This window comes from Pseudomonas sp. HMWF006, from assembly GCF_003061205.1.
Lineage (GTDB): Bacteria > Pseudomonadota > Gammaproteobacteria > Pseudomonadales > Pseudomonadaceae > Aquipseudomonas > Aquipseudomonas monsensis.
In genome coordinates, this window is record NZ_QAIU01000107.1 from 4,781 (window position 1) to 16,594 (window position 11,814).

At 61.4% G+C, this 11,814-nt stretch carries 11 protein-coding genes; 5 read left to right on the forward strand and 6 right to left on the reverse strand.

The genetic code is table 11. The features are described 5' to 3' along the window. Nucleotides 1–609: sigma-70 family RNA polymerase sigma factor (locus DBR24_RS04115; RefSeq protein ID WP_256591270.1), on the reverse strand; the 609-nt coding region annotated here is incomplete at its 3' end. A gap of 147 nt (nucleotides 610–756) precedes the next feature. Between DBR24_RS04115 and DBR24_RS04120 the strand changes: the two genes are divergently transcribed. Further along, nucleotides 757–1,314 (forward strand): DUF2780 domain-containing protein, encoded by a 558-nt coding sequence (locus tag DBR24_RS04120; protein ID WP_123469370.1) that lies wholly within the window; start codon nucleotides 757–759, stop codon nucleotides 1,312–1,314. On the opposite strand, the gene DBR24_RS04125 is transcribed toward DBR24_RS04120, so the two are convergent. Then, nucleotides 1,315–2,202 carry an acyltransferase gene (locus DBR24_RS04125; protein ID WP_128613983.1) on the reverse strand — a complete coding sequence of 296 codons (888 nt, stop codon included), beginning with the start codon at nucleotides 2,200–2,202 and terminating at the stop codon, nucleotides 1,315–1,317. 307 nt (nucleotides 2,203–2,509) lie between these two features. On the opposite strand from DBR24_RS04125, the gene DBR24_RS04130 reads away from it, so the two are divergent. The 4 genes from DBR24_RS04130 to creD all read left to right on the forward strand — a co-directional run bounded on the left by DBR24_RS04130 (nucleotide 2,510) and on the right by creD (nucleotide 6,674). Further along, on the forward strand, nucleotides 2,510–3,013 hold the full coding sequence (locus tag DBR24_RS04130) for an ATP-dependent zinc protease (protein WP_095189559.1): 504 nt from the start codon (nucleotides 2,510–2,512) through the stop codon (nucleotides 3,011–3,013). A 73-nt stretch (nucleotides 3,014–3,086) separates the two neighbouring features. Beyond that, nucleotides 3,087–3,767, forward strand: coding sequence for a two-component system response regulator CreB (gene creB / locus DBR24_RS04135; protein WP_128613984.1), 681 nt, complete (start codon nucleotides 3,087–3,089; stop codon nucleotides 3,765–3,767). After that, nucleotides 3,767–5,185: a two-component system sensor histidine kinase CreC gene (gene creC / locus DBR24_RS04140; RefSeq protein ID WP_128613986.1), complete on the forward strand. Its 1,419-nt coding sequence runs from the start codon at nucleotides 3,767–3,769 to the stop codon at nucleotides 5,183–5,185. Before creB ends, creC begins: the two co-directional genes overlap by 1 nt. A gap of 118 nt (nucleotides 5,186–5,303) precedes the next feature. Then, nucleotides 5,304–6,674, forward strand: a complete 1,371-nt coding sequence (gene creD, locus DBR24_RS04145; protein ID WP_128613988.1) for a cell envelope integrity protein CreD — start codon at nucleotides 5,304–5,306, stop codon at nucleotides 6,672–6,674. 246 nt (nucleotides 6,675–6,920) lie between these two features. On the opposite strand, the gene DBR24_RS04150 is transcribed toward creD, so the two are convergent. The 4 genes from DBR24_RS04150 to DBR24_RS04165 all read right to left on the reverse strand — a co-directional run bounded on the left by DBR24_RS04150 (nucleotide 6,921) and on the right by DBR24_RS04165 (nucleotide 11,561). Continuing rightward, a complete protein-coding gene (locus tag DBR24_RS04150; RefSeq protein ID WP_128613990.1) occupies nucleotides 6,921–7,550 on the reverse strand; it encodes a glutathione S-transferase in 630 nt (209 codons plus the stop codon). Nucleotides 7,551–7,759: 209 nt separating this feature from the next. Next, on the reverse strand, nucleotides 7,760–7,939 hold the full coding sequence (locus tag DBR24_RS04155; RefSeq protein ID WP_128613992.1) for a hypothetical protein: 180 nt from the start codon (nucleotides 7,937–7,939) through the stop codon (nucleotides 7,760–7,762). Then, a complete protein-coding gene (locus DBR24_RS04160; RefSeq protein WP_123469356.1) occupies nucleotides 7,936–9,060 on the reverse strand; it encodes a PepSY domain-containing protein in 1,125 nt (374 codons plus the stop codon). The genes DBR24_RS04155 and DBR24_RS04160 overlap by 4 nt, the downstream gene beginning before the upstream one ends. 74 nt (nucleotides 9,061–9,134) lie before the next feature. Then, complete coding sequence (locus tag DBR24_RS04165) at nucleotides 9,135–11,561, reverse strand: TonB-dependent siderophore receptor (protein WP_128613993.1); 2,427 nt, start codon at nucleotides 11,559–11,561, stop codon at nucleotides 9,135–9,137. Nucleotides 11,562–11,814: the final 253 nt, after the last annotated feature.

The window sequence follows — 11,814 nt, forward strand, 5'->3', positions numbered from 1 at the left end:
TTCCATGCCACGGCGAATCCACGATTTCACCGAACCCAGCGGCGCGGCCAGGTGTTCGGCCAGTTCCGAACAGGACAGGCCCTGAAAGTAAGCCACCGTGATCGACTGGCGTTGCTGGCCGTCGAGGGTGTCCAGGCAGCGGTGCAGCGCGTTGGCTTCCCGGCTGCTGTTCAACAGTTCATGCGCCGAAGGGCCTTCGTCGGCGAGGCTGTCCTGTTCGACATCGGTCAGTGGCCGGTCGCGATGTTTGCGCAATTGGTCGATGGCCTGATTGCGGGTGATGTTGATCATCCAGGTCATCGGCGCCGACAAATGGGCCTGGTAGCGCGAGGCGTTGTTCCAGATGCGCACGAAGCTTTCCTGCAGCACTTCCTCGGCCAGATCGGTGCGGCCCATAAAACGCAGGGCCACGCCGTGCAGGCGCGGGCCGACGCTGCGATAAAGGGTTTCGAAGGCACGCCGGTCACCCAGTGAGCACTGGGCCAACAGCTGGCGCAACTGATCGGTGTCGGCGGTGGAAATGACGTTTCTCCAGGCAATGGTCGCACGACGAGGTCTGATCTCGAGCTGTCCACAGGCTAGTTCAGCAACAGCGCTTGTGCCATTCATGACAGGTGTCCGCGGTTTCACGTTTTATATACGTGGCTATCCTGAAAATGGATGCGCCGGCGAGGAACATGCCGGCCGAAACCCGGTCAAACCGGCAGTTTTGCCGCCCATTGAAGGGCGGTTACCACAGCGCAAGAGGATGTCTGAATGAAGATTTCACGCGGTATTGCCTTGGCTTCACTGATGACCCTTGCAGCGAGCCCGGTGTTCGCCGGTTTCAGCCTGGACGACGTGACCAAGGCGGCTTCAAGCATGCAGGGCGGCAACGCTGCCACCGCCGCCGCGCCGACTTCGGAAACCGCCGGTCTGTTGCAAGCCGTCACCGGTCTGGGTGTCACGCCGCAACAAGCCGTGGGTGGCACCAGCGCGATGCTGGGCCTGGCCAAGAACCAATTGAGCAGCGCCGATTATTCGCAGTTGGCCAAAGAAGTGCCGGGCATCGACAAGCTGTCGGGCGGTGGCGGCAATCTGGCGGCGTTGAGCGGTTTGCTCGGTCAGTCCGGCAAATCCGCTGGCCTGGAAAATGCGCTGGGCAACGTCAAGGACACCAATGACCTGAACAACGCCTTCGGCGCACTGGGCATGGACAGCGGCATGGTCGGCCAGTTTGCGCCGGTACTGCTCAAGTACCTGGGTGATCAAGGCGTCGGCGGCCCTCTGCTGCAAAGCCTGGGCAGCATCTGGGGCGCCGGCACCGGTAGCTGATCAGCCGCGCTCGCCGCGCAGTTCGGCAATGCGCTGGTCTTTCTCGGTCCAGAGCTGGTTGACCCAGTTCTGGACCGTCTGGCGAAACGCCGGATCATTCTCGTAATCGCCCTGCCACAACGCCGGGTCGAGTTCGCGGGTCTTGATATCGACGATCACCCGCGGCACGTTGCCGCTGATCAAATCCCAGAAGCCCGGGATGTTCGCCTGTGGATAAACCACTGTCACATCGAGCATCGCATCCAGCTGTTCACCCATCGCCGCCAGTACAAACGCCACGCCGCCGGCCTTGGGCTTGAGCAAGTGGTTGAACGGCGACTGTTGCTGCGCACTTTTCGCCGCGGTGTAGCGGGTACCTTCCAGATAATTCACCACGGTCACCGGCTGGCGCTTGAACAGCTCGCAGGCCTGCCGGGTGATCTCCAGATCCTTGCCGGCCAGTTCCGGGTGTTTGGCCAGAAAGGCCTTGGTGTAGCGCTTCATGAACGGGTAATCCAGCGCCCACCACGCCAGCCCCAGGAATGGCACCCAGATCAGCTCCTTCTTGATGAAGAACTTGAAGAACGGCGTGCGCCGGTTGAGGGTCTGGATCAGTGCCGGAATGTCGACCCACGACTGGTGGTTGCTGACCACCAGATAGGAGGTGTCACCGCGCAGGTTTTCGCCGCCGCGAATATCCCATCGGGTGGGGATGCACAGGCGGAAAATCAGCTTGTCGATCTCGGCCCAGGTCTCGGCGATCCACATCACCGCCCCCGACGCATAGTCACGCCAGCGCCCGGGCGCCACCAGTTTGAGCAGGGCAAAGACCATCAACGGCCCGATCAGGATCAGGGTGTTGAGCAACAGCAGCAGGGTGACGAAACAGCCGGTGAGCAGGCGGCGCATAGGCAACTCTATGACGTTGGATGGGCGCGCCATGATAAGTGGCTTCGGACGACAGGCCAAATCGCGGGTGACAAATGTTTCACTTTTGGCTGGGTATGCTTGGGCCAGATATTGTGTTGAACGGGCTGGCCGCATCGTTGGCAAGCCAGCTCCCACAGGTTTATCGGGTGTGCGCAAGAATTACACTCGCTGAAGCTCCTTGTGGGCGCTGGCTTGCCAGCGATGCGGTCTCAGCGGCGAACGAATTGCTTGCTGGCTGTCTAAAATCTCGCGTCTGACGCCCTCATTTTCCAAGGAAGCCCTCTACGTGAAATCCCTCCTTGCACTGTTTGCCCTCGTCGCCCTGCCGGTCATGGCCGCCGAGCCGACCCTGTACGGGCGTTATGAATACATCGCGCTGCCGGAAATCGGCGGCGAAGTACTCAAGGCCAAGATGGACACCGGAGCACTGACCGCATCGCTGTCGGCCAAGGACATCGAAACCTTCACCCGCGATGGCGATGAATGGGTGCGCTTCCGCCTCGGCACCAAGGACGCGAGCAACAAGGTCTACGAACACAAAGTGGCGCGGATCAGCAAGATCAAAAGCCGTTCCGATGAAGAAGACGAGGGCGACAGCACCGAAGTCGCCAAGCGCCCGGTGGTCGATCTGGAGCTGTGCCTGGGCAACGTCAAGCGCACCGTTGAGGTCAACCTGACCGACCGCAGCAACTTCAACTACCCGCTGCTGATCGGTGCCAAGGCCCTGCGCGAATTTGGCGCAGCGGTAAACCCGGCGCGGCGCTTCACGGCGGACAAGCCAGACTGCTGAGCCAAGTGGTCTCATTGACGTAACGTCAGGCTTGGGGCACCGTTCGCGCACCTAACCCACGGGCTCGGACGCCATGCCTCATATCCTGATTGTCGAAGACGAAGCGGCGATTGCCGATACGCTGATTTTTGCCCTGCAGGGCGAGGGGTTCACCACCACGTGGCTGAGCCTCGGCGCGGCGGCGCTGGACCATCAGCGGCAGACCCCGGCCGATCTGATCATTCTCGACATCGGCCTGCCGGACATCAGTGGCTTCGAGACCTGCAAACAGCTGCGGCGCTTCACTGAAGTGCCGGTGCTGTTCCTCAGCGCCCGGGATGCCGAGATCGACCGTGTGGTGGGCCTGGAGATCGGCGCCGACGACTACGTGGTCAAGCCGTTCAGCCCCCGGGAAGTCGCCGCCCGGGTGCGGGCGATTCTCAAGCGCATGGCGCCGCGACCGCTGATCGAAGCCACCTCGACGCTGTTTCGCATCGACCTCGAGCGTGTGTTGATCACTTACCGTGGCCAGCCACTGAGCCTGACTCGCCACGAATTCCGTCTGCTGCAATGCCTGCTCGACCAACCGCAGCGAGTCTTCAGTCGCGAGCAATTGCTCGACGCGCTGGGCGTTGCCGCCGACGCCGGTTACGAGCGCAGCATCGACAGCCACATCAAAAGCGTGCGCGCCAAACTGCGGCTGGTGCAGGCCGATGCCGAGCCGATCCAGACCCATCGCGGCCTCGGTTACAGCTACAGCCCGGGGCACAGCTGATGTCGCTGGGGCTGCGGATCTTCCTGGTGTATGTGCTGTTTGTCGGCCTGACCGGTTATTTCGTGCTCAACACGGTAATGGAAGAAATCCGCCCGGGCGTGCGTCAGTCCACCGAAGAAACCCTGGTCGACACCGCCAACCTGATGGCGGAAATCCTGCGCGACGATTTCAAGGCCGGCACCCTCAGCGAAAACCGCTGGCCGCAGTTGCTGCGCGCCTATGGCGAACGCCAGCCGCAAGCGACCATCTGGGGCTTGCCGAAGAATCAGGTCAACCACCGCATCTACGTCACCGACGCCAAGGGCATCGTCGTGCTCGATTCCAGCGGCGTGGCGGTCGGTCAGGATTACTCGCGCTGGAACGACGTTTACCTGACCCTGCGTGGCGAATACGGCGCGCGCTCCAGTCGCAGTGATCCGAATGACGCCAGTTCCTCGGTGATGCACGTCGGCGCGCCGATCCGCGATAACGGCAAGATCATCGGCGTGGTCACCGTGGCCAAACCCAACAGCTCGTTGCAACCGTATGTCGATCGCACCGAGCGCCGCTTGCTGTTTTACGGCGCCGGGTTGATCGGGCTCGGCCTGCTGTTTGGCGCCTTGTTGTCGTGGTGGCTGAGCCGTGCGCTGCACCGTTTGACCGGTTACGCCCAGGCGGTGAGCGAGGGCCGGCGGGTAGAAGTGCCGCATTACCGCGGGGGTGAGCTGGAACAGCTGGCGACCGCTGTGGAACAGATGCGCACCCAACTGGAAGGCAAGGCCTACGTCGAGCGCTATGTGCACACCCTGACCCATGAATTGAAGAGTCCGCTGGCGGCGATTCGTGGCGCGGCGGAGTTGCTGCAGGGCGACATGCCGCCGGTTCAGCGCCTGCGTTTTGTCGGCAACATCGACAGCGAAAGTGCGCGGATGCAGCAGTTGATCGAACGACTGCTCAATCTGGCGCAGGTCGAACAGCGGCAGGGTCTGGAAGAACGCGTTGCCGTGCCGTTGGCGGCACTGGTCGATGAATTGTTGCGGGCGCAGACGGCGCGGATTGAAGGCAAGCAACTGCGGGTCGAGCAGACGATTGCGGCGGATCTGCTGTTGATCGGCGAGCCGTTTCTGCTGCGTCAGGCGTTGGGCAACTTGCTGGAGAATGCGCTGGATTTCACCCCGTCGCAGGGGTTGTTGCGCTTCACCGGCGAGCGGGTTGGCGAGCAGATCGAATGCCGGTTGTTCAATGAATCGGCAGCGATTCCTGACTACGCTTTGCCGCGTTTGACCGAGCGTTTTTATTCGCTGCCGCGTCCGGACAGTGGGCGCAAAAGTACCGGCTTGGGCCTTAACTTCGTTGAAGAAGTGGTCAAGTTGCATGGTGGGTCGATGCAGATTCGCAATGTCGAGAACGGGGTTGAGGTGACATTGCGCCTGCCTTGATACCGAGTTGCGACCATCGCGAGCAGGCCGGTGCAGTCTCCACACAATCTCCATATTTCCCCCACATTCCCCTCATACAGCACCAGCAGACTCTGCCCATCCAAACAGGGAGAGTCCCATGAACAAGAATCTGACGATCAAGCTCGGCGCCATCGCCCTGCTGATCCTGCTGTTGTTGATCCCGCTGCTGATGATCGACGGCGTCATCGACGACCGCCAGCAGTTGCGCGACGGCGTGCTCGAAGACATTGCCCGCAGCTCCAGCTACAGCCAGCAACTGCGTGGGCCGGTGATGGTAGTGCCGTATCGCAAGGTGGTTCACAACTGGAAGCTCAACGACAAAACCAATCAGCGCTACGACGAACCAGGCGAGGAGCGCGGGCGGTTGTACTTTTTGCCGGAGCGTTTCGAACTCGACGGCCAGGTGCAGACCGAACTGCGTGCCCGGGGGATTTACGAGGCGCGGCTGTTCCACGCCGATAACCGTATCAACGGCCATTTCTCGTTGCCGGCACAGCTGGGCATCAAGGAAGACTTCAGCGATTACCAGTTCGATGCGCCGTTTCTCGCGGTCGGCATCAGCGACATTCGCGGCATCGAAAATGCGCTGAAACTGGAACTCGATGGCCAGCGCCTGGACTTCGTTCCCGGTACTCAAGTCGGTTGGCTCGGCGAAGGTGTGCGGGTCACGCTACCGCTGCTTGATACCCGTAAAACCACGGAGCTGGGTTTCGCCTTCGATTTGCGTCTGCAAGGCACCGGTTCGTTGCAGGTGTTGCCAGTGGGCAAGAGCAGCAGCGTCAGCCTTGCCGCCAACTGGCCGCACCCAAGCTTCATCGGCAACTTTTTGCCGGCCAAACGGGAAATCAACGACGCCGGTTTCAGCGCCGACTGGCAGACCACCTTCTTCTCGACCAACCTGCAAGACGCCATGAGCCGGTGCGTCAGCGGCAATGATTGCGAGGCGTTCAACGGTCGCAGCTTCGGCGTGAGCTTCATCGACCCGGTGGATCAGTACCTCAAGAGTGACCGGGCGATCAAATATGCGCTGCTGTTCATTGTCCTGACGTTTGCCGGTTTCTTCCTGTTCGAAGTGCTCAAAAGCCTGGCGGTGCACCCGGTGCAATACGCATTGGTGGGTGTGGCGCTGGCGTTCTTTTATCTGTTGCTGCTGTCGCTGTCGGAGCACATCGGGTTTGCCCTGGCGTATCTGTTGTCGGCCAGCGCTTGTGTGTTGTTGATCGGGTTTTATGTCTGCCACGTGCTGCGCAGTGTGCGTCACGGTCTGAGTTTTTCGGCAGGACTGGCGGCGTTGTATGGCCTGCTCTACGGATTGCTGAGCGCCGAGGATTACGCGTTGTTGATGGGCTCGTTGCTGCTGTTCGGTTTGCTGGGGGTGTTCATGGTGCTGACGCGCAAACTGGACTGGTACGGGATCGGGCAGAAATCGGCCAGGCCGTTGGAGTTTGATGTGGGGACGATGCAATGAGCGGGTTGCGTGAGGAACAGCGAGAAGTGCAAGTATTGGTGACGCTGATATTTGCGTCACTGCCGCCGGCACCGCGTGGGTGCCATCGCTGGCAAGCCAGCTCCCACAGGATTTGTGTTGAATCAGAATCCTCTGTCATACCCAAATCCAGTGTTGGAGCTTTGCTGAGTCAGGCGTCTCTGCCATAGCCACAACCCCTGTGGGAGTTGGCTTGCCAGCGATGAGGCCGGAGCAGGCTCCGCCTAATCAGGGCTTGGGCATCGTCGCGCTCATGGACGGTCGCTGACTCACTTCAAAGAACCAGTTGGCCAGTTGCGGGTTGGCATCTCGCCAGCCCAGGTCCGGGAAGCGCAGGTCGAGGTAGCCCAGCGCGCACGCCACGCTGATCGCCGCCACATCAAAGTGGCTGGTCAGCTCGGCAATCGCATCGCGCTCGAGCACGGCGAGGGCGCGGCGGATCTTGTCGCGCTGGGCTTCGAGCCATTCGTCCCAGTGTTTTTCCGGAGCACGCAGGACCAACTCATAACGCACCATCACCGACGCATCCATGATCCCGTCGGCCATCGAGGCCAGAGTCAGGCGGCGCCAGCGGGCCGCGCCTTCGCGGGGAATCAGTGGGTTGCCGACGTGCTGCTGGTCGAGATATTCGAGGATCACCCGGCTGTCATGGATGACGTTGCCATCGGCCAGACGCAGGGCGGGGATCTTGCCCAGCGGATTGTCGATATTGAGCTCGGCGCTCGGGCTGACGGGGCTGAGCACGCAGTCTTGCAAGGCGACGCGATCCTGCTGGCCGGTCTCGTGCAGCAACACCATCACTTTGCGCACGAACGGGGAGAGCGTGTTGTGGTACAGGGTCATGCTGGGGGCGGACATTGGCAAACCTCGGTGATCGTCGAAGAGCAGGAGGTTAGCCTAGCCACAAGCCGCGAGGCTGGCGAGGGAATTTAGGGTGCCTTGAAGGTCGTCATCGCTGGCAAGCCAGCTCCCACAGGTTTTTGCAGTGAACACACATTTCGGGTTCACCAGAAGTTCCTGTGGGAGCTGGCTTGCCAGCGATGAGGCCATCACCGACAACACAAAAACTACCCGCGCTTCTGCAATCCCCTGATCGCCAAAAATGCCGGAACACCGAGTCCGACCCAGCTCAACGCATCCCAAACCCCGTCCCCCAACAACGCCGCAAACAATCCCGCCGCACTGAGCAACGCAATCACGATCGGCGTGCTGAACACTTTCCAGAAACTCGACTGACGCGGCTTCATGCACAAGCCCCCACCTGCAGCGGTTTCGCCGCTTTACGCCGTACCACCCAGAGGTACACCCCGCTGCCGAGGACGATGATGGTCAGCACATCGAGCGTGGCCCAGAGGATTTTCATCGGCATGCCGCCGTAGTCACCGAAGTGCAGCGGCTGCGACATGCCCATGGCGTCCATGTACCACGGGCGTTCGGCCACGGCGGTGACTTGCAGCGTCGTGGCGTCGATCAACACCGGCGTCAGCAGGTGCGAAGTCAGGTGCGTGCCCCCCTTCATGAACACCGAATAATGATGTTCGCTGGAAAAACGCGTGCCGGGAAAGGCAATGAAGTCTGGTTTCATCCCCGGCGCGACGTCGCCGGCGATGTCGAGCAAACGTGTGGCGGGGGCCAGCTGCGTCAGCGGCGGCGCATCGCGATACGGCGCGATCAGGGTGTTCAAGGTGTCCTCGCGCCACGCCGCGATTATCAGGTCGGCGCAGGCACTGATTACCCCGGTCACGCCCACCACCAGCGCCCAGGTCAGGGTGACCACGCCGATCAGGTTATGCAGGTCGAGCCAGCGCAGGCGGGTGGATTTGTCCTGGCGCACGGTGCCGAATTTCAACCGACGCATGAACGGCAGATACAGCACCGTCCCCGAGACAATCGCCACCACAAACAGCAGCCCCATGAACGCCAGCAGCAACTTGCCCGGCAACCCGGCGAACATGTCCACATGCAGACGGAGGATGAACAGCATCAAGCCACCGTTGGCCGACGGTGTTTCCAGTGCTTCGCCGGTGCGCGCATCGAGCATGAAGGTGTGCGATGAGTTCGGTTCGGTGCCGGCGGTTTTCGCCATGATCGTCAGCACGGCGTTCGGCTCATCGTCGTCGAAACCGAAATACTGCACCACGTCATCCGGGCGATGTTTCTCGGCGGCTTGCACCAGTTGCGCCAGATTCAGGCGTGGCGTGTCGGCCGGCATCTCGCGGACTTGGGGCGCATCGCCGAGCAGGTGCTCGATCTCGTGATGGAAGATCAACGGCAGACCGGTCAGTGCCAGCATCAGCAAAAACACCGTGCAGATCAGACTGGTCCAGGTGTGGATGAACGACCAGCGGCGAATTGTTTTACTTTTCATTTCATGACCTTCAAAAACACCAAAGCCGTCCACGGAGGACGGCCTGGTCACAGGGCCTGTTTCAGCTCAGACGCTTACCACTTGTAAGTGGCGCTGGCGACGACACTGCGCGTGTCGCCGTAGTAGCAGTAGAAGCTGTCGCAGGTGGAAATGTATTCCTTGTCGAACAGGTTGGTCGCGTTGAGTGCCAGCGACGCGCCTTTGAGGCTGTTGTCCAGGCGACCGAGGTCGTAATGCACGCTCGCGTCGAACACGGTGTAGGCGTCCGCCTTGCCCAGCCAGGTATTGGCCTTGTCGCCGTAGGTGTTGCCGGTGTAACGCACGCCGCCGCCAATGCCGAAGCCGTCGAGTACGCCGCTGTGCCAGGTGTAGTCGGTCCACAGCGACGCTTGCTGATTGGGCATCAGTTGCAGGCGATTGCCCTTGTCGACGCCGTTCTGCACTTCGGACTTGGCCAGGGTGTAGGCGGCAATGACTTTGAGGTTTTCGGTCACGTCCGAGGTCGCTTCCAGCTCCAGGCCTTTGACTTTCACTTCACCGGTCTGGCTGGTGACCGACACGTTGTTGACGAAGGTGTTCACCGAAACGTTTTTCTGGGTCAGGTCATACACCGCTGCGCTCAGCAATGTCTTGCTGCCCGGTGGCTGGTACTTGATGCCCAGTTCCCATTGCTTGCCTTCGGTCGGCTTGAGCGAACCGGTGGAGGTGGCATCGGCGCCGGAGGTTGGCTGGAAGGATTCGGCATACGACAGGTACGGCACAAACCCGTTGTCGAAGACATAGCTGAGCGCTGCGTTGCCGCTGAATGCCTTGTCGCGCTGGGTGTTGGTGGCATCGCCCTTGTTGATGAATCGGGTGCCGGTATGCACCCAGTCTTCACGGCCGCCGAGGGTCAGGCGCCACTGGTCGAGGGCCATCTGATCCTGGATGTACAGGCCGGTCTGGTAGGTCTTCTGGTCGTAATCGTAAAACGCGGTGGAGCGCGCTGGGCGCACGATTGGCTGACCGTAGATCGGGGTGATCACGTTGGTGGCCAGGCCGTCACCGAAGATTGAGGTGTAGTTGGTGTTGCTGCGCTGGTGATCAAGGCCCAGCAGCAAGGTGTGGCGGATATCGCCGGTGGCGAAGTCGGCCTGGAAGTTGTTGTCCACGGCGAACTGGCTGATGTCTTCGTCGACGCTGGTGCTGGTGCGATTGACGTTGCCCTGATCATCCACTTGTGCGAACGGATAAGAGCCCGGCGTCAGCGACTGGAACGACAGGTCCGACTTGGTGTAGCGCAGGTTCTGCTTGAACTGCCAGACGTCGTTCAGGCGATGTTCGAAGGCGTAGCCCAGCGCGTAGTAGGTGCGGTCGTAATATTCCCAGTCCGGATCGCCGAGGTTTTTGTGGTGGGAAATATCACCGAACGGCGATTTGATCTTGGTGCCCTGCACCGGCAGGAACTGACTGGTGATGCCGGTATCGTCGCGGGTGAACTGGCTCAGCAGAGTGAACTTGGTGTCGTCGTCAATGTTCCAGGTCAGGCTCGGCGCGATGTTGTAGCGCTTGTTGTCGACGTGATCGACCTGGGTGCCACTGTCGCGTACGACACCGCTGACGCCATAGAGGAACTGGCCGGCGTCGTCGATCTTGCCGGTGCTGGCGAAGTTGATCTGGCGATGGTTGTCGCTGCCGTATTGCAGCTGGATTTCGTTGCTGGCGATGTCACTTGGACGGCGGCTGACCATGTCCAGCAGACCGCCCGGCGGGGTCTGGCCGTAAACCGAGGAGGCCGGGCCGCGCAACAGGGCGAGGCGGTCGAGGTTCCAGGTTTCCTGTTTCGGGTTGGCGTACACGCCTTTGGGCAGCGGCAGGCCGTCGAGGAACTGGGTCGGTTCGAAGCCGCGCACACGCAGCCAGTCGGCGCGGGTATCGCTGCCGTAGCTGCTGGCGGTGATGCCCGGCATGTAACGCACGGCGTCGTCGAGGCTGTGTACGCTGCGGTCGTCCATTTGCTGGCGGGTCGCGACGGAAATCGAGCGCGGTGCCTCGACCAGCGCGGTGTCAGTCTTGGTGCCGGCGGCGGTGCGCGTGGCGGTGTAGCCCTCGACCGGACCCCAGGCGCTTTCGAGGTTTTCCACGCCGATGACCGAGGTTTCCGGCAGGGCCAATGTCCCTTCGGGCACGGCCACCAGGCTGTAGGTGCCGGCGCTGCTTTGTTCCAGCTGCAGGCCGGTGCCACGCAGGGCTGCACGCAGCGCACCGGCGGCGTCGTACTGACCATTGACCGGCGCCGAGGTCTTGCCCGCTGCCAGCGCCGGATTCAGCGACAGGGCGAGACCGCCCTGGCTGGCGATCTGGTTCAGGGTGGCCGACAGCGGCGCCGCCGGCAGGTTGTAGGCGCGCACGCTGGACGCTTGTTCAGCGGCGAGCAGCGGGCTGCTGATCAGCGGGGCGCCGAGGGCAATGGCGACGGCCAACAGACTGGGGCGCAACAAGGTGTCTAGCGAACGGGACATGCGAAGGCTCCTGAATGGAAATATTTCTCAATTGCCTGTGTGCCGAACGAGAATTGAAAAGTGATAGGGCTGGATGAAAATAATTTCGATTAACTGAAAGTGGAGGCTGTAGGGGCCCCATCGCTGGCAAGCCAGCTCCCACAGTTTTCAGTGCTGTTCACAAAATTGATGCTCACTGCCGATCCCTGTGGGAGCTGGCTTGCCAGCGATGGCGGCGGCTCGGGCACCGCGTTACTCAGGCTTGGTATCGGCC

Bases quoted from the DNA above. Each gene is read 5' to 3' on its own strand.
- DBR24_RS04120 (WP_123469370.1), top strand. From the start codon at position 757: ATGAAGATTTCACGCGGTATTGCCTTGGCTTCACTGATGACCCTTGCA.
- DBR24_RS04125 (WP_128613983.1), bottom strand. From the start codon at position 2,202: ATGCGCCGCCTGCTCACCGGCTGTTTCGTCACCCTGCTGCTGTTGCTC.
- creB (WP_128613984.1), top strand. From the start codon at position 3,087: ATGCCTCATATCCTGATTGTCGAAGACGAAGCGGCGATTGCCGATACG.
- creC (WP_128613986.1), top strand. From the start codon at position 3,767: ATGTCGCTGGGGCTGCGGATCTTCCTGGTGTATGTGCTGTTTGTCGGC.
- creD (WP_128613988.1), top strand. From the start codon at position 5,304: ATGAACAAGAATCTGACGATCAAGCTCGGCGCCATCGCCCTGCTGATC.
- DBR24_RS04150 (WP_128613990.1), bottom strand. From the start codon at position 7,550: ATGTCCGCCCCCAGCATGACCCTGTACCACAACACGCTCTCCCCGTTC.
- DBR24_RS04155 (WP_128613992.1), bottom strand. From the start codon at position 7,939: ATGAAGCCGCGTCAGTCGAGTTTCTGGAAAGTGTTCAGCACGCCGATC.
- DBR24_RS04160 (WP_123469356.1), bottom strand. From the start codon at position 9,060: ATGAAAAGTAAAACAATTCGCCGCTGGTCGTTCATCCACACCTGGACC.
- DBR24_RS04165 (WP_128613993.1), bottom strand. From the start codon at position 11,561: ATGTCCCGTTCGCTAGACACCTTGTTGCGCCCCAGTCTGTTGGCCGTC.